We start from the raw sequence: 25,668 nt of genomic DNA, 5'->3' as shown, positions 1-25,668 counted from the left end.
GTACCCTTCATCTTTCAGCTTGCAGGTTCGCTGGCTTCCTTATTCATCCCGGTCACATAGTGTTTCTATGCTCCCGGTCTTCATGGCGTTGCCAGCTCCCTGCAATCTGAAATCTATTAGGTATCCACCTTTTCCACATTCACGAGGAAGGATTTAAACTCCGGCGTCTGCGTGTTCGCATCACCGACGAATGGCGTCAACGTATTGGCAATAAAGCCTTTTTTCGCTACGCCTTCATAGCCCCAGTGAATCGGAATACCGATGGTATCGATATCTTTGCCGTTCGCTTTCAGCGTGCGAATACGTTTGGTCACCACTGCTTTGGCTTTGATATAGCCGCGGTTGGAGGAGACTTTCACGGTATCGCCCTGGGCAATGCCAAGTTTGTTCGCCAGCGACTCACCGATTTCCACAAACTGCTCTGGCTGCAAAATCGCGTTCAACAGCGCGTGTTTAGTCCAGTAGTGGAAATGCTCGGTCAGACGATAGGTGGTTCCGACATACGGGAACTTATCAGCTTTACCTAATGCTTCAGCGTCATCTTTAAAGATACGCGCAGCCGGGTTTGAGATAACGTTTGGATGCAGCGGGTTAGTCCCCAGCGGCGTTTCAAACGGCTCGTAGTGTTCCGGGAACGGACCCTCCGCCATTTTATCGAGGGCAAACAGACGACCCATGCCTTCCTGCTGCATGATAAACGGCCCGACGCCGCTGCCCGGAGGCGCTGCGCTGTAGTCTGGAATATCCCAGCCGGTCCACTTGGTGCCGTCCCATTTCAGCAACTGACGCTTCGGATCCCACGGGTTACCCTGCGGGTCTGCGGAGGCGCGGTTATACAGAATGCGGCGGTTAAGCGGCCATGCCCATGCCCAGCCCAACGTGTTACCGAGGCCAGACGGATCGGCGTTATCACGACGCGCCATCTGGTTGCCTTCCGGCGTCCAGCTACCGGCGAAAATCCAGCAGCCACAGGAGGTTGTTCCGTCATCACGCAGTTGGGCAAACGAGCTAAGTTGTTGGCCTTTTTTAACAATGACCGCTCCGGTTGCCGGGTCGGTAATATCGGCCAGCGCCTTACCGTTGCTCTCCATCGCCACTTCTTCTGAAGATGGCTCATGCGGAATGGCGTAGTTCCAGGTCATGTTCAGCACCTGATCCGGATTAGCGCCGCCCTGTTCGGCATACATCTTGCGCAAGCGCAGGAAGATACCGGAAAGGATTTCGCCATCAGTCAGCGCAATCCCCGGGGCATCCGCGCCTTTCCAGTGCCACTGCAACCAGCGACCGGAGTTAACGATAGAACCGTTTTCTTCCGCGAAGCAGGTCGATGGCAGACGGAACACTTCGGTCTGGATCTTCGAAGAATCGACTTCGTTCAGCTCACCGTGGTTCTGCCAGAAGTTAGAGGTTTCAGTGTTCAGCGGGTCGATGGTCACGAGGAACTTCAGTTTCGACAGACAACCGATCACTTTGTTTTTGTTCGGGAATGAGGCAACCGGGTTAAAGCCCTGGCAGATATAGCCATTGACCTTGCCCTCTTTCATCATCTCGAAGTATTGCAGGACGTCGTAACCTTTATCCCACTTCGGCAACCAGTCAAAGCCCCAGCTATTTTCCGCCGTTGCTTTATCGCCAAAGAATGCTTTCATCATCGAGACGAAGAATTTCGGGTAGTTGCTCCAGTAGTTGACCTGACCTTCCAGCAGCGGTTTCGGCGTGCTGGCGGCGAGGTAGGTTTGCAAATCGGTTTGCTTCTCGCTCGGTAGCGTCATGTAACCCGGCAGGCTCTGCGACAGCAGCCCCAGATCCGTCAGCCCCTGAATGTTGGAGTGACCGCGCAGGGCGTTAACGCCACCGCCTGCCATCCCCATATTGCCGAGCAGCAACTGGATCATCGCCATCGTGCGGATGTTCTGTGCACCAACGGAGTGTTGCGTCCAGCCGAGCGCGTAGAGGAACGAGGCGGTTTTATCGTGAGCACTGGTTTCTGCGATGTATTCGCAGACTTTCAGGAACGCGTCTTTTGGCGTACCACAAATGTTTTCAACCACATCTGGCGTATAACGGGAAACGTGCTGTTTCAGCAGGTTCCATACGCAACGTGGGTGTTGCAACGTGGTATCGCGTTTGGCAAAGCCGTTTTCGTCCAGTTCATAAGTCCAGCTAGACTTATCGTACTTGCGTTTTTCCGCGTCGTAGCCGGTGAACAGGCCATCTTCAAAGCCGTAATCCTCACGCACGATCAGGCTGGCGTTGGTATAGGCTTCGGTGTATTCGCGGTTGAATTTTTCATTGTTCAGCAGGTACAGCAATACGCCTGACAGGAAAGCAATGTCAGTACCGGAACGAATAGGGGCATAGTAGTCAGCCACCGCTGCCGTACGCGTAAAGCGAGGATCGATCACAATCAGCTTCGCGCCGTTGTGAATTTTGGCTTCCATCGCCCAGCGGAATCCGACCGGGTGAGCTTCAGCGGCATTACCGCCCATCACCACGACAAGGTTGGCGTTCTTGATGTCGACCCAGTGGTTGGTCATCGCACCGCGACCAAATGTTGGAGCAAGACTTGCTACCGTTGGTCCGTGTCAGACACGCGCCTGGTTGTCGACCGCGAGCATACCCAGCGCGCGCGAGAATTTTTGCGTTAAATAGCCGGTTTCGTTACTCGACGCGGAAGCACACAGCATCCCGGTGGAGAGCCAGCGGTTAACAGTCACGCCTTCGGCGTTTTGCGCAATGTAGTTAGCATCGCGGTCTTCTTTCATCAGTTTGGCGATGCGATCAAACGCCTCTTCCCAACTGATTTGCTGCCATTTATCAGAACCAGGTGCACGGTATTCCGGGAACTTCAGACGGCTTTCGGAGTGGATGAAATCCACCAGGCCAGCGCCTTTCGGACAAAGCGCACCGCGGTTGACCGGGTGATCCGGGTCACCTTCGATATGGAAGATAGATGCTTTGGCGTTTTTTGCTCCGTCACCGAGGCTGTACATCAGCAGCCCACAACCAACAGAACAATAGGTGCAGGTATTACGGGTTTCGCGGGTGCGCAGCAGTTTATACTGCCTTGTCTCCGCGAGTGCTACGCTGGGTGCAAAACCCAGTGCCGCTGCCGTGGTGCCTGCCATACCGCCAGCGCAGATCTTAAAGAACTGCCTTCTGCTGACCTGCATGGATTGCTCCTTGTTTCGACATTGTCACGTCCCATTTACATTCGCTTGCTGCGCGTGCAGGGAGTGGGAGTTATTTTTCTTTGCGGAAGAGGCCGCAAAGGTCCAGAATTGGCTCAATTTCCCTCCATCCAGGAAGGGTTTGTAACAGAATACCATAATCTTGGTGTGTGTGTTCTTATCTGGTTAAGAGAAAGTGAAAAAAACACAGCAAAAAGAAATCGAAAATGTGACAAATATCACAGGGATGCGTCAAATTGAGTTATGGCGGCGTGATGATTTACAACATTCCCGGCTTGATGAAGTCGCGGAAGAAGTTCCCGTTGCGTTGGTCTACAACGGTATTTCGCATGTGGTGATGATGGCCTCGCCAAAAGACCTTGAGCTCTTTGCGCTCGGTTTTTCGCTTTCAGAAGGAATTATCGAAAACCCGCGTGATATCTTCGGTATGGACGTTGTTCCTTCCTGTAACGGTCTTGAAGTGCAAATCGAGCTTTCCAGCCGCCGCTTTATGGGGCTGAAAGAGCGCCGCCGGGCGCTGGCCGGGCGCACGGGCTGTGGTGTCTGTGGCGTAGAGCAACTTAATGACATTGGTAAACCGGTGCAGCCACTGCCGTTCACCCAGACCTTTGATCTCAACAAACTGGATGACGCATTACGTCATCTCAATGACTTCCAGCCCGTGGGGCAATTGACTGGTTGTACGCACGCCGCTGCCTGGATGCTGCCTTCTGGTGAACTGGTGGGCGGACATGAAGACGTGGGTCGCCATGTAGCGTTGGATAAACTGCTGGGTCGCCGGGCGCGGGAAGGCGAAAGCTGGCTGCAAGGTGCGGTGCTGGTTTCCAGTCGTGCCAGTTATGAAATGGTACAAAAGTCAGCGATGTGCGGCGTAGAGATTTTGTTTGCGGTGTCTGCCGCGACAACGCTGGCGGTGGAAGTTGCTAAGCGTTGTAACCTGACATTAGTGGGCTTTTGTAAGCCAGGCAGGGCAACGGTTTATACCCATCCTCAGCGTTTAATTCATCATTAAAAAATACCGCAATTCTGATTACGGGTTGCGGTTTTATTTTTTTATTAAATAATCCTCAACATATTATTCAGCATTTAAATATAATTACTGTTTATTTGTAGTAAATATCCTCGTTAACTCCGGCGGTTAAAGATATACTTCTCTCACGTTACGTGATGAATTAATGATATTATTTATATGGACGTTTTGAACTAATCATCGTATCAATAAATAAAAACGTGTAACTAATGAGTAAAGGGAAACAACAATTTTATTCCAGCATTAAAAACAGCAATAAGTATTACTGACAAAATGCAAAATATTTTTGTCGGATGCGGCGAAAACGCCTCATCCGACCTGTAAATCGTACAGATTTAATGAATTCCGTAGGCCTGATAAGCGCAGCGCATCAGGCAATTTCGTGTTTGTTGTCAACCTCAATGTATTTTCAATAGTGGGTGATGGATTATGAGTATTGAAAAATGAGTACATTACAGTTACCAGGCAGTTCATATTCAACAGAAGTTAATTTAAACGGCTTAATTGAGGTGCTCAGCAAGCATCTTTACTCCACACCTGTGGTTGCCGTGCGCGAACTGGTGCAGAACGGGCATGATGCAATTGTGCGTCGCAGGATTGAGCAACCTGATGCACCAAAGGACAATCTAATCCGTGTGGTAGCTGACGTGGCGAAGTCCACCATCACCATTAGCGATACCGGCGCAGGCCTGACGGAAAGTGAAATTCATGGCTTTCTGGCAACGGTTGGTGTGGGTTATACCCGAATGTTACGCCAGCAGGATGACGATACGGGACTCATTGGCATGTTCGGCCTCGGCTTTTTGTCGGCCTTTGTGCTGGCAAAAGAGGTCACGGTGTTGACCACATCCTGGCAAACGCCGGATCAGAGCTGGAAATACCACTCTACCGACGGGCAAAAATACACCGTTACCCCGCATCAAAACTCGGCTCCGGGTACGCAGGTCATTCTGACGCTCAAAGAAGAGTACAGCCATCTGGCGAGTAACAATTTGCTGAACCGCGTTCTTTCCCGCTACTGCATATTGCTGCACGAGCCGGTCTATGTGGGCGATGCCAGCGAGCCGGTGAATAAACTCCAGCCGCCGTGGCGTGAAGTTGCCCCCGAAGGCGTAACCATGCACCGCGCGTTGGTGCAGCGTAAAAATCTCGCCTTTGCCGCCCAGTTTGAATCCTCCTTCGAACCGATTTGTACCATTCCGGTAGTACCGGCGGGGATGAGCGATGCCGTCGGGATTTTATGGATTCAGGATGGTGCAACTTACGGCACCAGCGATAACCGCAACCTGTCGTTGTTTTTGCGCGGCATGTTACTCGATGACGAAGCGCGTGAGCTGTTACCGCCCTGGGCCGGTTTTATTGGCGGTGTGATTGAATCATCGAAACTGACGCCGACGGCGAGCCGGGAAGATCTTCAGCGAGATGAAACCTGGGTTGCGGTGCAGGAGGCGTTAAAAGAGTCGCTGATCTCTGGTTTGTCCGATCTCGCACAAAACCAGCCAGAAATATGGCGACGGGTATTAATGCGCCATAACGAGGCGTTACTGGGTGCGGCATTGTGTGATGATCGTCTGTTTGATTTGCTGAAAGACCGTTTGCAGGTGCCAACCTCAAAAGGAGCGTTGCTGGCGAAAGATTTACGCATCAATAACAGCATTCATATTCTGTTAAGCCGCGACGGCGGTTTTGAAGAGATGTTGTTCCACATTCTGCAACGACCCGTTGCGCGTGGCGATCGCTATGCCGTGGTGCCATTTTTACGCCGTTGGGCGCTGTTATATCACTGCCGGATTATCGAAGTCGGTACGCAAACGGGTAATGAGCAGTTGTTCAGCCTGGCGGAGTTGCCCGAAGAGCAGGTTGCGTATCTGGAAGAGCAGCTCTGCGATGGTGAGCAATTAATTATTTCCCGCTTCGAACCGGCCGTTTTACCGTTAGTCGTCACGCCAGACCGGGAAGCGGAATTAAAACAAATTCTTGAGCAGGATGATGCCGATAAGCGCATCAGCACCGCGGCGTTAATGCTGGCGCGGCAATTTACCTCGCAAATTCAAAAGACCAAAACATCAAGTCTGTATATCAACCTTAATAATCCCTGCGTCATGCAACTGGTGACAGCATTACAACATCAACAGCAACCAGCGGCGGCATTACGGTTATTAAAATCGCTAAAAGTGATTTTGTGTTCCAGCGGTAATAAAGAGCAGCAGTGGGATTTACACCAGGCACTGGAAGATTTTACTCAGGTTATTCCTGTTTTAATTAATCAAGGAAAATAAAATGGATACATGGGAGTGGTACAATAAATATAGTCAGGAGTTGCGCGATGCCGGGCAAGAATATATTCCGCAACTTATTGATGATTTTTCAGAAGGTGTTTTGCATCTGCAAATGGAAAAGTGCGATTCATTATTACCGGAAATGAAAGCACTTAATCAGGTGGCAAAAAATCCGTGGCTGGAAATATTTATCGGACACTGGGAAATGCGCCATCGTCTGACTAACCACGAAGAAGGCGAAAAAGTGCTGCCTGATGTGGTGGCGCTGTTTGAAAAAGCACATCGGGAAGAGGCGAAAGATTGCCCGCAATCTATCTGCGTTACGCAGGATTTATCCGCCTGCTACGAGAATATAGATGCCCCAGGCTGGGCTAATGAACGCATGGCGGTATGTGAAGAGACCATCGCGCGCATTGATCCGACCTGGAGCTGTTTTATGTGTTTATCCTGCGAATATGCCAGCGCACTGGTGGACTCCAACAAAACAGAAGAGGCGTTGGTTTATATCGACAGGCAAATCGACGCGGTAAACGCAGCGGGGAGTGAATATTTAGAAGCGCTGCTGGCGACCCGTGCCGATATTTTGGTTGCCCTTCAGCGTTACGATGAAGCACGCAAATTGATTGATGAACTGGCAGAAGAAAATGATTACTGGGGACGCGACCGTATCAGTTATCAGTTGAAAAAACTGTACATCATGGCGTTATGCGGACAGGACGAAGAAGTCTGGAAGGAATTGCCGCGTTGGTCAGATCTGACTCCCTATTCATGGGGCATGTGGGTAAAGATTATTACCGTACTGCTTCCTCGCCATCCGCAGAGAAACCACTGGCAACTGGCGCGCATTATCCAACAAATGCTGGAGCATCGTTCGCAGGCTGGGGCGCACCGCAAAGTGGTTGAGCTGGCAAAACTGCAAATCACCCTCGCGCTGGAACGTGAATCTGTCTGGGTTGCTAAAATGGCGATGAAACTGGCCCAGCGGCACATGCCGAAATTACGCGCGTTATTAGGTGTCGATCGTGAATTTCTCGAACTCAGCGAAAAAATCGCCGCCAAAGAGGCGGAGTTGCTTGCTCGCCCGATAGTGGAAGCATCTGAAAATAGCGATGAAGAAACGCAGCCAGACCCAGAAAAAGACGTAGAGGTATTCCGCCGTGCTTACCTGAACACGCCAGATGATGCTGAATTGCTGGGCAAACTGGTCAATGCATTAAACGCCTGTAATGCGATCAATGAGTCGATCGAACTTTTGCAATGTTACGTTGAAAGTCATATTGAGGAAGATAACGGTCTCTGTTTCGACCTGCTGGATTTGTTGCTTAACCGTGGCGATCAGCAAACCATTGAGCACCTGGCGAAGCTGTATGAACAGGCGGGGCTGCTACATATGGCGCTGTGGTTCCGCGCGCGAGTGATCAACCAACAGGAAGACTGGAGTGAACTGGAGACAATTGGTCAACAATTGCTGGAAAACGCAAAAGGGCGCGAGTGGCCAGGCGTTTATCGTATGTGCTCCTGGGCGGCGCAAAAACAGGATGCCTGGGATCGGCAACTGGATTATTTACAGCAATTACAGCAGCTTTTGATTAGCCGTGAAGAAGATATTCGCAATCTCCAGTGGGATATCATGGCGACCGCCAGCATCTTACAACAATGGGATCTGGTGCGTGTTATTGCAGCCGAGCTGGAAATAGAACTTACGGAAGGCGAAGGTTTTATCGACGAAAAATGGGGGGTATTGAACATCCGTTTCCGGGAAAACTTCGAATACCGCTATTACTATGCCCAGCGGATTGGGCCGGTAACGGCAAGGATTATAGAGCCGACTTACCGGACCGATTTCCCGCAACATGTTGATGAAATTGTCGTTTTCGATGCGGAAATGTTGAATACCCGACCAGAAGACGAAGAAGAGCAGAAGAATTTCACTCCGCTCTATGGGTGCCTGCAAACCATTATCCCGACCGGGTACGGCGAGTCCTGGTTCTGCGAAGGTGTTATGCCTGGTGAAGAACAGTTTAATACCTTCCGTGAGGCGCTCCGTGAACGAAACTGGTACTACTGGAGCAACAGTAATGATGACTATACGTTAACGGACAGTCATCAGGGAGAAGATGCACAGCCGCTGTCTGCGTTCTACTTTGTCATCAGTGCACCGCGTTCAGTTTCTAAAGGTGATATCGATAAGAGCCTGAGTGAATTGACCGCTGACTGGGAACATCCGTTGTGCTGGTGGCGTCTTGCCAAAGAAGCCGGTGCGAATGAAGAGAAGCATGCTGCTATTTCTGAACGTTATGGGATGTAATCGGGGCTTAAATAATGGGGAGCAGGAAACTCCCCCTCCGCAACGGCTGAACTGTTAATTAAATTAAGTTCTGCGATTTATATATTAAATTGCAGAGCTTATTCATTTTGTGAATTGTATCTATTTATTTATAAACAAAACGCGTGTAGTGACGCTTTCTTTTTTCCTTTATTATATTCACTCTCTTATTTATCTATTTATAAGGCAATTAAATGAAAAGGAATTTATTATCTTCCGCTATTATAGCCGCCATAATGGCCCTCGGTATCACTGGCTGTGATGATAAAAAAGCCGAAACAGAAACTCCCCCGCCCGCCAATAGTCAACCTGCCGCACCTGCTCCTGAAGCGAAACCTACAGAAGCCCCCGTTGCAAAAGCAGAAGCTAAACCTGAAACACCTGCGCAACCGGTGGTCGATGAACAAGCGGTTTTCGACGAAAAAATGGATATCTATATCAAGTGCTACAACAAGTTACAGATCCCGGTACAGCGCAGTCTGGCGCGTTATGCCGACTGGCTGAAAGATTTTAAACAGGGACCAACGGGCAAAGAGAGTCATGTTTATGGCATCTACGGCATTAGTGAATCCAGTCTTTCTGAGTGCGAAAAAGGCGTGAAAAGTGTTGTGGCGTTAACGCCTGAGCTGCAACCTATTGATGGCGTAGCGTTGAATTATATTAATACCGCAGTCGCGCTGGGGAATACTATTAATGAAATGGATAAATATTACACCCAGGAAAATTATAAAGACGATGCGTTTGCCAAAGGGAAAACGCTGCACCAGACATTCTTAAAAAATCTTGAAGCCTTTGAACCTGTAGCAGAATCTTATCATGCGGCAATTCAGGAAATTAATGATAAGCGTCAGCTTGTAGAACTGAAAAATATTGAACAAAGAGAAGGCAAAACATTCCACTACTACTCTCTGGCTGCCATGATTTCAGCGAAACAAATTAATAACCTGATATCGCAAGAGAAGTTTGATGCAGAAGCGGCAATGAAGAAAGTGGCTGAACTTGAAACGCTGGTGGCGCAAGCCAAAGAAGTGAGTAAAGACAGTATGAATTCTCTCTTCACAGGGGCAGCAGACCGATATCAAATTGCATCTAAAAAATATGTTCGTCGTATCAGAGATAAAGTCCCGTATTCTGACTGGGATAAAAAGAAACTTCAGGACGCAAACACAAGCTGGATGGTCGAGGACTCATATCCGAAATCATTACAAGCTTATAATGAACTGGTCGGTAACTATAATCGCCTGCGTTAAACGTTTCTGATTTTTGTGCGCAATGTAATCGGAAGCATATCAATTCATCGTTCCGGGGCGATGAAGCCCCGGCGTGAGAGATTATTGTCCGTAATAGGCATTGGCCCCATGCTTACGCAGGTAGTGTTTATCCAGCAGTTCGTTTTGCATGGCAGGAAGCTGCGGCGCGAGTTGGCGTGAGAACAGGCCCATATAGGCGCATTCTTCCAGTACTACGGCATTATGCACCGCATCGGCAGCGTTTTTACCCCAGGCGAACGGACCGTGAGAATGCACCAGCACCGCCGGGATTTGTGCCGGACTCCTGCCGCGTTCTTCGAAAGTTTCAATGATCACTTCGCCGGTCTGGTATTCATACTCGCCGTTGATCTCCTCTGCGGTCATCAGGCGCGTGCAGGGGATGGCACCATAGAAGTAATCGGCGTGCGTGGTGCCCCAGGCGGGGAGATCCAGCCCGGCCTGCGACCAGATAGTGGCGTGGCGCGAGTGGGTATGCACAATACCGCTGATTTCTGCATAGCGACGGTAGAGTGCCAGATGCGTTGGCGTGTCGGAAGAGGGCTTTTTGCTGCCTTCCACCACCTTACCGCTGGCTATTTCAATCACCACCATATCATCGGCGGTCATCACGTCGTACTCGACACCGGAAGGCTTGATCACCATCCATTGTCGCGTTTCGTCTACCGCGCTGACATTGCCCCAGGTGAACGTCACCAGATGATGAGCGGGAAGCGCCAGGTTCGCCGCCAACACTTCGGCTTTTAGTTGCTCTAACATATAAATCCGGCCTCCTGCATACGCGCTTCAATCCACCGCCGCGCCTGAATAATCTCCAGCACCGGCTCGTTGGCTTTTTCGGTCCACATCTCAATCAGAAATGATCCGCGATAGTTCAGCTCATGCAGCGTTTTGAAAATGCCAACAAAATCGACACAGCCTTCGCCAAACGGCACATCACGAAACTGACCAGGGCTTTGCTCTGTGACTGGTTGAGTGTCTTTCAGGTGAATAGCCGCGATACGGTCAATCCCCAATTTCAGTTCAGCGGGAACATCATTGCCCCAGGCGCTAAGGTTGCCGACGTCCGGGTAGACGGTGAACCACGGCGAGGCGAGCATTTCATCCCATTTTTTCCACTTGCTGATGGAGTTCATAAACGCGGTGTCCATAATCTCCACCGCCAGCATCACTTGCGATGCCGCCGCCTGTTCAACCGCCCACGCCAGCCCTTCAGCAAAACGTTGCTGCGTGCCTTCGTCATGGTCTTCGTAATAGACGTCGTAACCCGCCAGTTGAATAGTACGAATGCCGAGATCGCGCGCCAGGCGAATCGCTTTACTCATGATTTCCCGCGCCCGCTGGCGTACCGCCTCGTCACGGCTGCCAAAAGGAAAACGGCGATGGGCAGAAAGGCACATTGATGGAATGGCAACGCCTGTTTCGATCATCGCGGTGGCCAGCGAAGCCCTTTGTGCGGCGCTCCAGTCAAGGCGCGCCAGACGCTCATCAGTTTCATCCACCGACATTTCGACAAAATCAAAACCGCAGCTTTTTGTCAGCACCAACCGCTCTGGCCAGGAGAGATTTTTTGCCAGTGCTTTTTCATAAATACCTAACGGATGATTACGCACGCGCGCCTCCCCAGATAGTATCGATTTGCGCATGGAAATCGGCAGCAACCTGTGTCGGATTTGCTGCGCCCGTCAGCGCTCGCCCGGCAATAAACGCCTTCACGCGGATATCTTTAAATAGCGGCAGGTCGGCAGGGGTAATTCCGCCGGTAATAGAAAGTTCGAGGCCGATATCAGAAAGTGCCTTCATACGTGCCAGATCGGTCTCGCCCCACTGCTGCCCGCTGGCCTGCGCGTCGCGACCACGATGATAAATCGCTTGTCGCACGCCAATTCGATACCAGTCGCAGGCGTCGTCCAGCGTCCAGTTGCCGAATAGTTCAATCTGAATTTCACCGCCGTAGCGTTGCGCCATCGCATGGCCTTTTTCTACCGTGGCGAGCGGTGCGGCGCAGATAATGGTCATCCAGTTGGCTCCCGCGCTAAACGCCTGTTGAGCGAGCGTTTCACCGGCGTCGGCAACTTTCCAGTCAGCGACGATGATTTTGTTCGGGCACTGTTCACGCAAGGCTCTCACCGCGCCAAGCCCTTCGTTTAAGCAGAGAATAGTGCCCGCTTCGACGATATCGACGCTGTCTTTTAACAGCGTCACGTCGCGCTGTGCGGCTTCAAGCGATGAGTGGTCGAGGGCCAGTTGTAGAAAAGGTTGGCTCATAAATGATGCTCCTTGATATGGACGTGATAGCCCTGAATTGCGGCAATTAAATGTTGATAGCGTTGATATTTTTGTTGGTAATGCTGATGTGCGGTCATGTCCGGTAGCAGTGTGCGTACCGGATGCTGCAAGTTGCGCTGGGCTTCATTGAAATTGCGATAAACCCCCGTACCGACGCGGGCGGCAAGCGCCGCGCCAAAACATCCGGTTTCTTCTACCTGCGGCAGTTCAATGCGTAAGCCGCTGACATCTGCCAGCATTTGCATCCAGACATCAGAATGCGCAGGGCCACCAGTGACGCGAAGGGTATGCACATCGGTAAAACGTTCACGCATCCTGTTGAGATGCGTCATGTGACTGAACACCACACCTTCATAAATGGCCTGCAACAGATGTGCGCGGGTGTGTATCGCCTGCATACCGTAGAAACCGCTGGTCATCTCGAGTCCGGCGTTGCTGCCGTACAGGAATGGCAGAAAAAAGAGAGTGCCATCGGCTTTTGGCAAGCTGGCAACGGCCTGGTTGATTTCATCAAATGAGATTCCTCCCCACTGCGCGGTAAACCATTCGAGATTGCCGGAGGAGGTCGGGCTGGCTTCGTGAACGATGAACTCACCGTCGTTGACGTAGCGGCCATAGACATACGGATGCGCTTCGCCGTCACGCAGACCTGATGTAATACCGCTGGTCACCGCCCAGGTGCCCATCACTGCGTTGAGGGTAAATTCGTCGTCGATCCCGGCGCAGAGCGCGGTGGAAACCACATCAAACAGACCGCCGACAACGGGCGTACCCGCTTCCAGACCGGTCAATGCGGCTGTCTGAGCGGTGATTTCCCCGCAAATTTCGGCTGAACCGACAACAGGCGGCAGGGCGTGATTGATTTCACTGATCCCCAGCCAGTCGGTGAGGCGTGGGTCATATTGCCCGCTGCTCATGTTGTAGAGATTGGACTCCGAAATATTGCTCTCTTCGCAGCCTTTTACGCCGGTTAAACACCAGCGCAGGTAGTCATGTGTCATCATCACGCAGCCAATTTGTGCATAGCGTTCTGGTTCGTGCTCTTTCAGCCAACGTAGCAGCGACACAGGATGCCCGGTCCACAGCGTTTGTCGGGTCAGTGGGTAGAGCTTTTCCGGTACGTCTTCTTCCTGCCAGCGACGAACGATTGCCATCGCCCGGCGGTCAGAGGATAAAATGGCGTTACCGAGCGGGTTGTTGTTTTTATCTAGTAGAAACAATCCCTTACCTTGTGCTGAAATGCCGATGCCGACAATTTGAGCACCACTGACACCGGTATTTGCAAGCAGATCGCGAATGACGGAAGTGCAGCATTGCCACAGTTCTGCCATATCGCGCTCTACCCAACCTGGCTGCGGGCTTAATGCGCACAGCGGCAGGCGCTGCACGCCCGCCTCCCGGCCTTCGCGGTCATACAGTCCGGCTTTTAGCCAGCTACCGCCACAATCTAACCCCAGCCAGTATTGCGTCATGGTTTATTGCACCTCATCCACGGCTTTCAGCAGATCAGCACCCTGCGGAACATCTTTAACAAACATGTCGCGGATCTGAGTACCCAGGGCGTCGCTAAAGGCTTTGCGGTCAAGATCGGTGATGACTTCTACACCGGCGTCTTTCATACCGTCGATGATTTTTTGCTGATCTTCAGCAACCAGTTTGCGCTGGTAGCTACCCGCTTCTTGCGCGGAGGAGACCAGAGCTTCCTGCATCTGCGGGCTTAAGCCATCAAACTTCGCTTTGTTGATCACCACCAGAAGCGGTGAATAAGCGTGATGTGTCAGAGAAAGGTGCTTTTGTACTTCGTAAAATTTTGCTGACCAGACGACGTTGATCGGATGCTCTTGCGCGTCGATGGTGCGAGTTTCCAGGCCGGTATAGACTTCAGCAAATGGCATCGGGATTGGGTTGGCACCGAACACTTTAAATGCGGCGATATTCATCGGGCTGTTGTTGGTGCGAATCTTCAGTCCTTTCAGGTCTGCAGGGGTTTTTACCGGCGCGCGAGAGTTAGTCACATCACGCCAGCCGTTTTCCCAGTACGCCAGTACTTTCAGTCCTTTGCCTTCGAGGGAGGCTTTCAACTCGTCGCCCACTTTGCCATCGAGGGTTTTATGCGCGTGGGCGGTATCGCGGAACAGGAAAGGTACATCCAGCAGGTTTATCACGGGTGAGAGTCCCGCAAAGTTATTCGAGCCGGACATCTCCATATCAATGGTGCCACCGCGCACACCACTGATCATCGCCTGTGCATTGCCGAGGGTACTGTCCGGGAACAGTTTTAATTTCAGCTCACCTTTGGTTTTCTCTTGCAATAATTCATTGAATTTTTTTGCCGCAATATGTTGCGAATCGGTTTGTGATGTTTCATAACCGAAACGTAATGATTGTGCCGCCAGAGAAGATGTACTGAATGTAGCCACTCCAGCAATTAATAAAGCGTAGGTTACAGAACGTAATTTCATAATATTTTCCTTTTAGCTCATCCATTTTAGTGGGGCGGTAATTAATTCTGGGATAAAAATAAATAATGCTAACAACATGAATAAAACCATGACGTAAGGCGCAACGCCTTTTACAGCATCGTCAAATTTAAGCTTCGCAACACCGCATATGACGTTAAGTACGTTACCAACCGGGGGCGTAATTAGCGAAATTGAGCAGTTAATAATAAACATAATGCCAAAATAGACAGGATCTATTCCCGCTTCTTTTACTAATGGCATTAATACCGGCGTAAGAATTAATACGGTAGGAGTTAAATCCATGACTGTACTGATCACCATAATGGCGAGCATAATTACGATGAATAATAAGCGAGGCGAGTCAACCAACGGTTGTAATAACTCCGATACCATCATCGGCAGTTCAGCAATGGTGATTAGCCATGCGGATACCGCAGCGGAAGCCACCAGGAACATCACCACGGAAGTGGTTTTCGCCGCGTTAACCAAAACATGGTAAAGCGTGGCGAACGTCATTTCGCGATAGACCACCACCGAGACAAACAAGGCGTAGAATGCCGCAACCGCGCCAGCTTCTGTTGGTGTGAATAATCCCGAACGGAAACCGCCAATAATAATTATTGGCAAAAAGAGCGCCCAAATACCGGAAACTAAAGATTGCCAGACTTCCCGCAGCGAGGCTTTCGGCTGGCAAGGCAGGTTTAGCCGTTTTGCCTGCCACCACCAGGTAATCATCAGCGTGATGCCCATCATGATGCCCGGCGCAATGCCAGCCATAAACAGTTTGCTGATGGATAACCCACTGGAGACACCGAAGATAATGAGTGGAATAGATGGCGGAATAATGGCCGCGATAATACCGCCCGATCCGATAAGCCCGGCGGCGCGGTTTACCGGATAGTTGGCCTGACGCATCATCGGCACCAACAGTGCCGCGACGGCAGCGGTATCGGCAACCGCAGAACCAGAAAGGCTTGCCATGATCATCGCAGCAAGAACGCCGACGTAACCCAGACCTCCCGGTCTGTGGCCTACCAGTTTCATCGGCAAGTCGACAATACGTTGCGACAGGCCGCCCGCGTTCATGATCTCACCCGCCAGTACAAAGAAGGGGATGGCTAACAGGGAGAAGCTGTCTGCACCATTGACCAGTGTTTGCGCCAGAATTTGCACATCAAAGATATCCATCCAGAACATCAATGAAATGCCACACAGTAATAATGCCCAGGCGATGGGAATACCAATGGCGATAGCCCCTAACAAACTGACAATAAATATAAGGATTGTCATCGTCAGGCTCCTTGTTGGTTTCGGCTGGGGGCACTTGTTAACTGCCGGTATAAATGGCGCAATTCCAGCAATGCGATAATCAGGCTAGTGGGGATTGCGGCGGCATACATTAAGCCAACAGGTACGCCGAGAATGGGCGATAAGTTACTCCAGTCTTGCGCTGTTTTTTCTATTGCCCCCCAGGCCAGGCCCAGGCAAAGCAATAAAATAAGCGTATGGGTTAGCAGCGAAACACGTTGTTGATTAGTGGGTGAGAGTTTTTCGACTAAGAAAGTAACCTGTACATGGCTGTTGTCCATAAACGCCACGATAGCGCCAATAAATGTTAACCAGACAAATAAAAGTCGGGATAATTCATCAATCGATAATATGCTTGTGTGAAATCCATATCGAAGAATTATATTAATAAAAATAATACAAGACAGTATTGCGATGATGACCGCAAGAATGCCTTCGAGCATCCGTTTCATAACGAGTCCTTCTTGTTATGTCATATGTTTTCATTAATTAATGTTGTAGGTATTCGTAATAATTATTGGAAACGACTAATTAGAGATTTAATGCGATATATGAGTGAAACGATTTAACGACATTCATTCATAGAGTGAATGCCGTTACGTAATATTTCGATACGGTGATGAACATCAGCAGTAGCATGGATTTCTAATAACTTGATGCCAGAAAATTGCAATGTTGATGGTTCTGCCACATTAAATAACTCGCTAACATGTTTTGTGGTCATCAGGCTTTGCGGGCAGAAAGGAGCGAATGGCGCGTGTAAGTCTTGCCATTCACCATATTCTCCGTTGAGTGTGGTTCCTGAGAACATCAGCGCACCGAGTTTCCCGGCCTGTTTTGCCATCAGGGCATGGGTAAGCGGTAATGTGGTATTGCGTCCTTCAATGGCCGAACGTGCCCAGTTGATACAGACGCTGATGTCATAATCAGCAATGACATCCAGAACATTTTCTAACGGCAAAAAACCTTTACGCGGAGCGGGGGAGGTCATGGCGTCGCAGTGTTCCAGCACCAGTTTGCACGGCCAGTCCCAGTTGGCGATTTCTTTCAACGAGCGGGCAAAAGCGTCTGTCGCTTGCATAACATTGGGATTGGTTGCTAATGGTGCAGCCTGGATCTCAAGTGCGAGCACTTTATTAGCCGGTAATGAGTTGATTTTATTGAACAGGTGGCGGTAGTACGCCACGCACGCCTTGCGTTGTTCTTCGTCGCTGGAGGCGAGACCAAAACCGTTGTTTTCGCTGCGGCGACGCATGGTTTCCATTACTGCGGTGACGACAAATTGCCAACTCTCTGGCGTATGACGGAGTAACCATTGATCGCCAAGAGGATGGAAATTTTCCAGGCAGGGTTGTTCCAGACCTCGAATATCAGGGGTCTCTGATAATTGTCGCCAGAATTCCTTCTCTTCCTCTTCACTTCTTTGGTGAAAAGAAGGTGCACAGGGATACGCGCCGATAATATAACCGGCATTATTCGCTTTCATTTTGTGCTCCAGTAATAACTTTTTTATAAAGCAGAGAGGGCTACTTTAACCACGATTTTCCGTATTGCCGCTGGGGCATTTTTATTACATGCCGGGCGGTGAACATCCTGCGGGAAGAAAATAGCGTAACTACCCGGTATCATTTCGATAAATGATTCATGCTCACTGTCGTGATAAAAAATAATATCGCGCTGTTCTAATAGATATTCGCTGACTTTATTATTTCCGGTATCAATGGCTACACCTATTTTCTCTTCGCCCCGCGCCAGGAACTGAATGTCCAAATAGCGACGATGAACTTCAGGGCGGTTTTCTACTGCTTCGCGAGTGGTTAAATCGATAATCTGCGCATAAATATTTTTACCGTCGATTTCAACAACGCCCGGTTCCAGAGCATTGAAATCGGTGGTGCGCAGAAAACCGAGTACCTTTTCGATGGCAGCGGGTAAAAGGCACGGATTAGGCTGCGTGATATGTCCAAATATCATGGTCTGTCTCCTTATAACGCCTGGATTTTTGCCCACACGCTGTCATCAACCGTGATGCCGTTACGGCGGTTTTCTGCCAGCAGGGTGGTAAATTCGTGGCCTGGTAAACGAATTGCCTGGTTTTCGTCAGCACGCTCGGCGGTGGTAACGTAATCCATGATGCGTTGCAATTTGGCGTCGCGGGTGGTGCCGTCGATCAGTTTGTCCACTTCGATGGCGATGAAGATTTGTGAGATACCGTATTCGTCGCTGTTATCTTCGGTTACTTCGGCAACGGAGGCACCGTCGGAAAGCAGAGTGGCGATCATATCCAGCACAATCGACATACCGGAGCCTTTCCAGTAACCCATCGGTAAAATGCGGCGATTTTTCTCGATTATGCCAGGTTCTTTAGTCAGATTGCCTTCATCGTCAAAGCCACCATCAACCGGTAACTGACGACCCGCCAGACGGTTAACCTCTAACATGCCGTAGGAGAACATCGACATCGACATATCGACCATGGTGATCGGCGTGGAAGGAATGGCGACGATTAATGGGTTGGTGCCAATACGACACTCTTTCGCACCCCACGGTGGCATCACCGCGATAGAGTTGGTCCAGCAGATGCCGATATAGCCTTTTTCCGCTGCCTGCCAGCCGTAGCTGCCTCCGCGCATCCAGTGGTTGGCATTGCGTAACGCTACCAGACCAATCCCATGATGTGCAGCCAGTTCAATGGCGCGATCCATCATCTTTTTCGCCGTCAGGTTACCGATTGAGCGCTGGGCATCCCACTGCTCAATTGCCCCAAGGCTGGTGATACGTTTGGCCCCGGCGTCAGGGATGATATCGCCATTATCCAGTTGTTGGATAAAACGCGGGAAACGGTTAACGCCGTGAGAATAAACGCCGGATTCGGTGGTGCGGGCAAACATTTCTGCACAGGCATCGGCGGTTTCGCTGTCAACGCCGCGTGAAACTAATACCCGGTTAAAGGCTGCTTTTAACTGCTCAAATGTCACTTTCATCCCTGGTTTCCTTGTTTTTTTGAACGCTTTTTTAGCTTAAAATTCCACTATGCGAAATTTGATTTCAAATATATCGATCACTTTTTAACAAAGCAATCTGATTGATGATTTTCAAAAATCATAAAAATCAAAAAGTTATAATTTATCTGTTGAGATCGTGAACTGCGACACACTTTGCGCTACCATCAGGGCGCGCCAAAAAGGGGAGGTAAGCGATGGGAAAAAAAGAGCACGAGATAGCGCAGGATAAAGAGCGGCCTGCCGGAAGTCAGAGCTTGTTTCGGGGGTTGATGTTGATTGAGATCCTGAGCAACTACCCAAACGGTTGTCCGCTGGCGCATCTCTCGGAACTGGCTGGACTGAATAAAAGCACCGTCCATCGCTTATTGCAGGGGTTACAGTCCTGTGGCTATGTGACCACCGCGCCCGCAGCAGGCAGCTATCGCCTGACGACCAAATTTATTGCTGTCGGGCAAAAGGCGCTGTCATCGCTAAATATCATTCATATTGCTGCGCCGCATCTTGAGACGCTGAACATCGCCACCGGTGAAACGATTAACTTCTCCAGCCGCGAAGATGATCACGCGATCTTGATTTATAAACTCGAACCTACCACCGGTATGCTGCGAACCCGCGCCTATATCGGTCAGCATATGCCGCTCTACTGCTCTGCGATGGGTAAGATCTATATGGCATTTGGTCACCAGGATTACGTGAAATCGTATTGGGAAAGCCATCTGAATGAGATCCAGCCGCTAACCCGCAATACCATTACCGATTTGCCCGCGATGTTTGACGAACTGGCGCAGATTCGTGAAAGTGGAGTGGCGATGGACAGAGAAGAGAATGAACTCGGTGTTTCCTGTGTTGCTGCACCAGTATTTGATATTCACGGACGGGTGCCGTATGCCGTATCTATCTCTCTTTCTACGTCGCGTCTGAAACAGGTGGGGGAGAAGAATCTCCTGAAACCACTGCGTGAAACTGCCCAGGCTATCTCCAATGAGCTGGGATTTACCGTCCGGGAGCAGGGCGTGATCACATAATATCCGGGATAAGTGACAAAACTGTAACAATCCCTTTGTTGGATCAAAGCAATAATGGCGCGCTTTCTGGCACGCTGCGGTTTTAGTGCAAAGGAGTGATCATGAACCGGTTTATTATTGCGGATGCGACGAAATGTATCGGTTGCCGTACCTGTGAAGTGGCCTGCGCAGTGTCGCATCAGGAGAATCAGGATTGCGCTGCGTTGTCACCAGGCGAGTTTATTTCGCGTATTCGTGTCATCAAAGACCATACCTGTACCACGGCAGTAGCCTGTCATCAGTGTGAAGATGCGCCGTGCGCGAATGTCTGCCCTGTGGACGCGATTCGCCGCGAACATGGACATATCTTCGTGGAACAATCACGTTGTATTGGCTGTAAAAGCTGTATGCTGGCATGTCCGTTTGGTGCGATGGAAGTCGTTTCATCGCGCGCAAAGGCGAGGGCGATTAAGTGCGATCTCTGCTGGCATCGGGCGACGGGACCGGCTTGTGTTGAAGCCTGCCCGACACAGGCGTTGCAATGTATGGATGTCGAGAAAATCCAGCGTCAACGACTACAGCAGCAACCTGTTTGAGACGTTATTCCGGCGCTTCTCAACGCCGGAATAACGTATTAATCAGAGGGTTGGCAAAGCGCGCTTTGTTTATGCCGGATACAGCCTGAACACCTTATTCGGCCTACAAAATCACACAAATTCAATATGTTGTATAATTCGTGTGGGCCTGATAAGCGTAGCGAATCAGGCTATTTTGCGTTTGCCATCAGTCTCATTAATGGCTTTCAACCCAGGCGCGTTCAATCTCTTCCGCCAGAATCTTCACACCCGCCTCAATTTTTTCCGGTTCCGGCACGTAATTCATGCGCATACATTGATGCGTGTGTGGCCACGGTTTATCCAGCCCGGGGAAGAAATTATGCCCCGGCACCATCAGTACACCGCGCGCTTTCAGGCGCTGATAAAGCTGCTCGGTGGTAATCGGCAAATCCTTAAACCATAGCCAGAGGAAGATTGCCCCTTCAGGTTTATGAATCAGGCAGCGATCTTCCGGTAAATAGCGGCGAATGATGGCGATAGTTTCCTGAACACGCTGGTAGTAAAACGGTTTAATCACCGTTTCTGACAGGCGCAGCAGGTCGTTACGCTTAATCATTTCACACATCATTGCCGGGCCAATACCGCCAGGTGCGAGGCTGATAATGCCGTTCATATTGGTGATGGCGGTAATGATTTTTTCATTGGCGATGATAATGCCGCAGCGCGAACCCGGCAGACCCAGCTTGGAAAGGCTCATGCACAGCACGATATTCGGATTCCACAGCGGGCGCGCTTCGCTGAAGATGATGCCAGGGAACGGGACGCCATAAGCGTTATCAATCACCAGCGGAATGCCGTGCTGATTTGCCAGCGCATCTAGTTTCAGCAACTCTTCATCGGTTATTACATTACCTGTTGGGTTCGTCGGTCGGGAGACGCAAATCATCCCCGTTTCTTCGCCAATGTGCAGATGCTCAAAATCGACGTGATATTTAAACTGACCTTCTGGCAGCAGTTCAATATTTGGGCGCGCAGAAACGAACAGATCTTCTTCCAGTCCGGCGTCCGCGTAGCCAATGTATTCCGGAGCCAGCGGGAACAGCACTTTTTTGATCCGTCCATCGGCACGGCGTCCGGCAAACAGATTAAATAAGTAGAAAAACGCGCTCTGGCTGCCATTTGTTAGTGCAATATTCTGTGGTTCGATATCCCAACTTAGTTTCTCACGTAGCATCCCGGCAAGTAGCGACAGTAGCTCCGTCTTTCCTTGTGGGCCGTCGTAATTGCATAGCGCATCCGTTGCTTTACCGCTTTCCAGCATGTCGGACAGCAGTGTCTGGAAGTAGTCCTGCATTTCCGGGATCTGCGCCGGGTTTCCGCCGCCGAGCATAATTGCGCCGGGGGTGCGTAAACCGTCGTTTAGATCTTCCATCAGCAGTGTAATGCCGGAGTGGCGGGTAAATTTGTCACCAAAAAGGGAGAATGTCATAGCGGGATATCATTCGAACTCTGAAGCAAGGAAAGTAACAATAACGCTACATTTGCCAGGGTGCAAATCGGGCTTCTGCAAGAGGTTGGCGTGTTATGCTGAGTTTTTTATTTATGCTGGCATTTTATACTAAAAGGTGGCTTCCCGGCATACTGCAAGCGGGAAGCCGGAAAAGTTACGGTTGCCCCGCCCAGACGACCATCACTTTATCGTCGCCGTATTCACGGACGAATCCATAACCTTGTTTCAGTGACAATGCGGTGTGTTTACCCGCACCAATGGCTGGATGCCGTGCGCGGAACTGGCCGATGCGTTGCCAGTGCGCAACGCTGGCGGCAGATTTACCGCTAACATCCTGCCAGTTCATATCCGAACGTGTGCCTTGCAGCGGATCAGAACCAGTGGCACCGAATGGACGCGAGGACTCATCGCCATAAAAGATTTGTACCGCACCTGGCGCCAGTAACAATAACTCTGCGGCTTTATCGCCCCCTTCGCGGAACAAGCGGGTATCGTGTGAGGAGAGGTAGCTCAGCACGTTGAAATCCTGTAGTTTCTCTGCCATTTGCTGCCAGGTCGTATCCATCTGCGCCAGGCAACCGACCGCTTTCGCTGCCTGCTCCTGATAATCGAAATTGATCATCGCGTCGAAGCCGTGGTGATAGTAGTCACTTTTCATCACGCCGTGACCCCAGGCTTCGCCAGTCATCCAGAAAGGATTGTCATCTAACGCTTTTCCAGGGTTAGCGCTCTTCCACTCTTTCAGGGCGGCGCTGGCCTGGGTTTTCAGTTGCTGCCAGGCTGGCAACTCAACATGTTTGGCGGTATCGACCCGAAAACCATCAATACCGTAGTCGTGAACCCATTGGCTTAACCAGTGGGTTAAATAATCGCGAGGGGTAAAGCCGTCGACAGATTTTGCGTGAGTATCCGGTTTGTTTTTATAGAACACCGGCAGACCAGAAGCAGTGGTAGATTCTGTTTTGATATCCGGCAAAAAGGCCAACGACATGGTGAGATCGTCGAATCCTGGATTGTCGTAATCACCGATATCCGTTCTGATCCAGTTTTTTCCCCACCATTTATCCCAGCCGGCTTTGTCGCTGAAATTAATGTAATCGTTGAAGCTATGCCAGGTTTGCCCGGCTGCGGGTTTCCAGTCGCTCCAGCGGTTGCCCAGCGTTTTTTGTAACTCGTCGCCGGAAAGATACAATGCGCCAAACTGATACTCCTGCATATCCGCCAGCGTGGCATAGCCGGTATGGTTCATCACCACATCAAAGAGAATACGGATACCTCGCTGGTGCGCGCCATCAACCAATGCTTGCAGATCGGCTTCGTTGCCCATATTGGCATCAAGATTCGTCCAGTCCTGGGTGTAGTAACCGTGGTAGGCATAATGTGGGAAATCGCCTTTTGTACCGCCGCCAACCCAGCCATGAATTTGCTCAAAGGGGGCGCTGATCCACAGGGCATTGACGCCCAGTTGCTGGAGATAATCCAGTCTGTTGGTCAGGCCACGTAAATCTCCGCCGTGAAAAGTACCAATTTCCTCCATGCCATCTTTATGACGACCATAGCTCTGGTCGTTGCTGGGATCACCGTTTTCGAAACGGTCTGTCAGCACAAAGTAAACCGTGGCGTTATGCCAGTTGAAGGGGGCGGACGTGTCGGTTTCTGCCCGTTCCAGCAGCAGCAAGCCATTACTGGTGGCGGCAGGTTGTAACGTTATTTGACCGTTCTTCACCGTCGCGATTTGTTGGCTGTAATAATCACGGATTACCGTACCTTCCGGGAAGGTGGCGCTGACATTAAGCGTCAATGGCTGTCCATCCCATTTTGGGCATTCACGGATCTGGTTTGCTATTGGTTCGGCAGTGTTTTGGATCGAAATCATCAATGTTGGCGTGCCGGAGCGGGTGTCTATTTGCAGCTTATATTCACCATCTCTGAACAATCGCCATTGTGGCGGTGTGTTGTTACAAGGTTGCAGAGAAAGCATCTGATTGAGTTTTATTGCATTCGCAGGCTGCCAGCATTGTTGATTAAAATTCAGCGTCAACGAACGCGTACCTTTGGTCAGCGGTGCGTGGCTGACAAATGTTCCTGTGCTCTCTTCAGTGAAGGTGGGAAATCCCTGAGAAGTCCAGCCAGCGGCAACGGCAAAGCCGGGAATGAGTGTCAGAAAACAGACGGCAAGTTTCATAACGGATGAGTCCTTGTTGCTGCGAATTTCACCAGTTTGCCAGTGATAATACTGGTAAAACTCCTCCCTGATGAGGATTGCGCCAGGATGAGACGAAAGGGGGAGTATTTCACCTGAGATTTAAGCTTATTTTTTGCGATAACCCCCACATTTTCTGCGATTTAGCACCAATCTGAACCATTACCGCGTGACATAGTTTCAGATTTGGACTATTCCTTGGGGTGCTCTTGGCCGCTATTTTTGATATGATTTGAGATTCAACTCTCAAATTTGGGAAAAATATTGCTCTAAATAATTCGAGTTGCAGGACAAAACACCGATGGTGTTTTGAACAGCGTTTGCGCAGTACATGCAACTTGAACTATGACGAGTATAAGGTGTTTGAATGATTAAATCCGATCAGGAGACCTGATGATTTTGACTCCCATACGACGATATGGGGCGATGATTCTTATGTTACTCACTCTGGTGTTTTCGAGTGAGGTGTTAGCGAAGACGCATACAACAACAGCGAGTCAGAAGTCCCATTTAACTAAAGCTAGTAATAAACAGGTAAGCAGTAAACAAGAGTATTCTCGCAATAGTGCAAAGAGCAGTTCATTTCCTGATTTGCGAAAATACCCTTCCGGAACACCAAGAAAAAAAGCGTTTCTCCGGACCGTGATGCCCTATATTACCAGCCAAAATGCTGCCATTACGGCGGAACGTAACTGGCTGATTTCAAAACAATACCAGGGACAATGGTCACCTGCAGAGCGTGCGCGTTTGCAAGATATCGCCAAACGCTACAAGGTGAAGTGGTCTGGTAATACGCGAAAAATCCCGTGGAATACGCTGCTTGAACGTGTAGATATTATTCCTACCAGCATGGTGGCGACGATGGCTGCGGCAGAAAGCGGTTGGGGTACGTCAAAACTGGCGCGTAGCAACAACAACCTGTTCGGCATGAAATGCATGAAAGGGCGTTGCACCAATGCACCGGGTAAAGTGAAGGGATACTCACAATTTAGTTCTGTCAAAGAATCGGTGAGCGCCTATGTCACTAACCTGAATACGCACCCGGCTTACGCTTCGTTCCGTAAATCGCGCGCGCAATTGCGTAAAGCGGATCAGGAAGTTACCGCTACAGCGATGATTCATAAGCTGAAAGGTTATTCAACGAAAGGGCAGAGTTATAACAACTACCTGTTCGCGATGTACCAGGATAACCAGCGGTTAATCGCCGCACATATGTAATTGCATTCCTTTCAGCCT

General features: G+C 50.2%; 20 protein-coding genes. 7 read left to right on the top strand and 13 right to left on the bottom strand.

Annotated elements, in window-relative coordinates; all coding sequences use genetic code 11:
• Positions 1-116: 116 nt before the first annotated feature.
• On the bottom strand, positions 117-3,173 hold the full coding sequence (gene fdnG, locus A31E_RS05200) for a formate dehydrogenase-N subunit alpha (RefSeq protein WP_077688246.1): 3,057 nt from the start codon (positions 3,171-3,173) through the stop codon (positions 117-119).
• A 193-nt stretch (positions 3,174-3,366) separates the two neighbouring features.
• Between fdnG and fdhD the strand changes: the two genes are divergently transcribed.
• The 4 genes from fdhD (at position 3,367) to A31E_RS05225 (ending at position 10,076) form a co-directional block, all read left to right on the top strand.
• Positions 3,367-4,203 carry a formate dehydrogenase accessory sulfurtransferase FdhD gene (fdhD, locus tag A31E_RS05210; RefSeq protein ID WP_016249349.1) on the top strand — a complete coding sequence of 279 codons (837 nt, stop codon included), beginning with the start codon at positions 3,367-3,369 and terminating at the stop codon, positions 4,201-4,203.
• 461 nt (positions 4,204-4,664) lie between these two features.
• A complete protein-coding gene (locus tag A31E_RS05215; RefSeq protein WP_001517339.1) occupies positions 4,665-6,500 on the top strand; it encodes an ATP-binding protein in 1,836 nt (611 codons plus the stop codon).
• A 1-nt stretch (position 6,501) separates the two neighbouring features.
• Complete coding sequence (locus tag A31E_RS05220) at positions 6,502-8,808, top strand: hypothetical protein (protein ID WP_016249348.1); 2,307 nt, start codon at positions 6,502-6,504, stop codon at positions 8,806-8,808.
• A gap of 212 nt (positions 8,809-9,020) precedes the next feature.
• On the top strand, positions 9,021-10,076 hold the full coding sequence (locus tag A31E_RS05225) for a YiiG family protein (protein WP_001517337.1): 1,056 nt from the start codon (positions 9,021-9,023) through the stop codon (positions 10,074-10,076).
• 81 nt (positions 10,077-10,157) lie between these two features.
• Here the strand turns inward: A31E_RS05225 and araD are convergent, their stop codons facing one another.
• The 10 genes from araD to yiaK all read right to left on the bottom strand — a co-directional run bounded on the left by araD (position 10,158) and on the right by yiaK (position 19,137).
• The gene (araD, locus tag A31E_RS05230) at positions 10,158-10,853 is read right to left on the bottom strand and encodes an L-ribulose-5-phosphate 4-epimerase (protein WP_000893178.1); all 696 of its coding nucleotides are present in this window, start codon (positions 10,851-10,853) and stop codon (positions 10,158-10,160) included.
• Positions 10,847-11,707, bottom strand: coding sequence for an L-ribulose-5-phosphate 3-epimerase (locus A31E_RS05235; RefSeq protein ID WP_016249347.1), 861 nt, complete (start codon positions 11,705-11,707; stop codon positions 10,847-10,849). The genes araD and A31E_RS05235 overlap by 7 nt, the downstream gene beginning before the upstream one ends.
• Entirely contained in the window at positions 11,700-12,362 is a 663-nt protein-coding gene (gene ulaD, locus A31E_RS05240; protein ID WP_001517334.1) for a 3-keto-L-gulonate-6-phosphate decarboxylase UlaD, read from the bottom strand. The genes A31E_RS05235 and ulaD overlap by 8 nt, the downstream gene beginning before the upstream one ends.
• Positions 12,359-13,855 (bottom strand): FGGY-family carbohydrate kinase, encoded by a 1,497-nt coding sequence (locus A31E_RS05245; RefSeq protein ID WP_016249346.1) that lies wholly within the window; start codon positions 13,853-13,855, stop codon positions 12,359-12,361. The genes ulaD and A31E_RS05245 overlap by 4 nt, the downstream gene beginning before the upstream one ends.
• Positions 13,856-13,858: 3 nt before the next feature.
• Entirely contained in the window at positions 13,859-14,845 is a 987-nt protein-coding gene (yiaO, locus tag A31E_RS05250) for a 2,3-diketo-L-gulonate TRAP transporter substrate-binding protein YiaO (RefSeq protein ID WP_000776924.1), read from the bottom strand.
• Between the two features lie 12 nt (positions 14,846-14,857).
• Positions 14,858-16,135: a 2,3-diketo-L-gulonate TRAP transporter large permease YiaN gene (yiaN, locus tag A31E_RS05255; protein WP_000153834.1), complete on the bottom strand. Its 1,278-nt coding sequence runs from the start codon at positions 16,133-16,135 to the stop codon at positions 14,858-14,860.
• Positions 16,136-16,137: 2 nt separating this feature from the next.
• The gene (yiaM, locus tag A31E_RS05260; protein ID WP_000827290.1) at positions 16,138-16,605 is read right to left on the bottom strand and encodes a 2,3-diketo-L-gulonate TRAP transporter small permease YiaM; all 468 of its coding nucleotides are present in this window, start codon (positions 16,603-16,605) and stop codon (positions 16,138-16,140) included.
• A gap of 113 nt (positions 16,606-16,718) precedes the next feature.
• Positions 16,719-17,639, bottom strand: coding sequence for a DUF4862 family protein (locus A31E_RS05265; RefSeq protein ID WP_001517332.1), 921 nt, complete (start codon positions 17,637-17,639; stop codon positions 16,719-16,721).
• Between the two features lie 23 nt (positions 17,640-17,662).
• A complete protein-coding gene (locus A31E_RS05270) occupies positions 17,663-18,127 on the bottom strand; it encodes a NanQ anomerase/TabA/YiaL family protein (protein WP_016249345.1) in 465 nt (154 codons plus the stop codon).
• Positions 18,128-18,138: 11 nt separating this feature from the next.
• Positions 18,139-19,137 carry a 3-dehydro-L-gulonate 2-dehydrogenase gene (gene yiaK, locus A31E_RS05275; RefSeq protein WP_000869057.1) on the bottom strand — a complete coding sequence of 333 codons (999 nt, stop codon included), beginning with the start codon at positions 19,135-19,137 and terminating at the stop codon, positions 18,139-18,141.
• 215 nt (positions 19,138-19,352) lie between these two features.
• Here yiaK and yiaJ point away from each other — a divergent pair, with 215 nt between their 5' ends.
• Both yiaJ and A31E_RS05285 read left to right on the top strand, forming a co-directional pair.
• A complete protein-coding gene (yiaJ, locus tag A31E_RS05280; RefSeq protein ID WP_000516596.1) occupies positions 19,353-20,183 on the top strand; it encodes an IclR family transcriptional regulator YiaJ in 831 nt (276 codons plus the stop codon).
• A gap of 101 nt (positions 20,184-20,284) precedes the next feature.
• Positions 20,285-20,758, top strand: a complete 474-nt coding sequence (locus A31E_RS05285; RefSeq protein ID WP_001517331.1) for a 4Fe-4S dicluster domain-containing protein — start codon at positions 20,285-20,287, stop codon at positions 20,756-20,758.
• A gap of 196 nt (positions 20,759-20,954) precedes the next feature.
• Here A31E_RS05285 and avtA read toward each other — a convergent pair whose 3' ends face one another.
• On the bottom strand, positions 20,955-22,208 hold the full coding sequence (gene avtA, locus A31E_RS05290) for a valine--pyruvate transaminase (RefSeq protein WP_000144329.1): 1,254 nt from the start codon (positions 22,206-22,208) through the stop codon (positions 20,955-20,957).
• Between the two features lie 175 nt (positions 22,209-22,383).
• Entirely contained in the window at positions 22,384-24,414 is a 2,031-nt protein-coding gene (gene malS / locus A31E_RS05295) for an alpha-amylase (protein ID WP_000762036.1), read from the bottom strand.
• Positions 24,415-24,825: 411 nt separating this feature from the next.
• Between malS and A31E_RS05300 the strand changes: the two genes are divergently transcribed.
• The gene (locus A31E_RS05300; protein WP_016249344.1) at positions 24,826-25,650 is read left to right on the top strand and encodes a protein bax; all 825 of its coding nucleotides are present in this window, start codon (positions 24,826-24,828) and stop codon (positions 25,648-25,650) included.
• Positions 25,651-25,668 lie beyond the last annotated feature (18 nt).

The organism is Escherichia sp. KTE159, assembly GCF_000408805.1.
GTDB classification, from domain to species: domain Bacteria; phylum Pseudomonadota; class Gammaproteobacteria; order Enterobacterales; family Enterobacteriaceae; genus Escherichia; species Escherichia marmotae.
Note: the sequence above shows the minus strand (reverse complement) of the source record. Positions and strands in the feature narration are given on the sequence as shown.

Excerpts from the sequence above, each read along its gene's own strand:
- A31E_RS05245 (WP_016249346.1), bottom strand. The coding sequence starts at position 13,855 with ATGACGCAATACTGGCTGGGGTTAGATTGTGGCGGTAGCTGGCTAAAA.
- malS (WP_000762036.1), bottom strand. The coding sequence starts at position 24,414 with ATGAAACTTGCCGTCTGTTTTCTGACACTCATTCCCGGCTTTGCCGTT.
- A31E_RS05285 (WP_001517331.1), top strand. The coding sequence starts at position 20,285 with ATGAACCGGTTTATTATTGCGGATGCGACGAAATGTATCGGTTGCCGT.
- A31E_RS05215 (WP_001517339.1), top strand. The coding sequence starts at position 4,665 with ATGAGTACATTACAGTTACCAGGCAGTTCATATTCAACAGAAGTTAAT.
- A31E_RS05265 (WP_001517332.1), bottom strand. The coding sequence starts at position 17,639 with ATGAAAGCGAATAATGCCGGTTATATTATCGGCGCGTATCCCTGTGCA.
- ulaD (WP_001517334.1), bottom strand. The coding sequence starts at position 12,362 with ATGAGCCAACCTTTTCTACAACTGGCCCTCGACCACTCATCGCTTGAA.
- yiaO (WP_000776924.1), bottom strand. The coding sequence starts at position 14,845 with ATGAAATTACGTTCTGTAACCTACGCTTTATTAATTGCTGGAGTGGCT.
- araD (WP_000893178.1), bottom strand. The coding sequence starts at position 10,853 with ATGTTAGAGCAACTAAAAGCCGAAGTGTTGGCGGCGAACCTGGCGCTT.
- yiaJ (WP_000516596.1), top strand. The coding sequence starts at position 19,353 with ATGGGAAAAAAAGAGCACGAGATAGCGCAGGATAAAGAGCGGCCTGCC.
- yiaM (WP_000827290.1), bottom strand. The coding sequence starts at position 16,605 with ATGAAACGGATGCTCGAAGGCATTCTTGCGGTCATCATCGCAATACTG.
- A31E_RS05225 (WP_001517337.1), top strand. The coding sequence starts at position 9,021 with ATGAAAAGGAATTTATTATCTTCCGCTATTATAGCCGCCATAATGGCC.
- A31E_RS05220 (WP_016249348.1), top strand. The coding sequence starts at position 6,502 with ATGGATACATGGGAGTGGTACAATAAATATAGTCAGGAGTTGCGCGAT.
- avtA (WP_000144329.1), bottom strand. The coding sequence starts at position 22,208 with ATGACATTCTCCCTTTTTGGTGACAAATTTACCCGCCACTCCGGCATT.
- A31E_RS05270 (WP_016249345.1), bottom strand. The coding sequence starts at position 18,127 with ATGATATTTGGACATATCACGCAGCCTAATCCGTGCCTTTTACCCGCT.
- yiaN (WP_000153834.1), bottom strand. The coding sequence starts at position 16,135 with ATGACAATCCTTATATTTATTGTCAGTTTGTTAGGGGCTATCGCCATT.
- A31E_RS05300 (WP_016249344.1), top strand. The coding sequence starts at position 24,826 with ATGATTTTGACTCCCATACGACGATATGGGGCGATGATTCTTATGTTA.
- yiaK (WP_000869057.1), bottom strand. The coding sequence starts at position 19,137 with ATGAAAGTGACATTTGAGCAGTTAAAAGCAGCCTTTAACCGGGTATTA.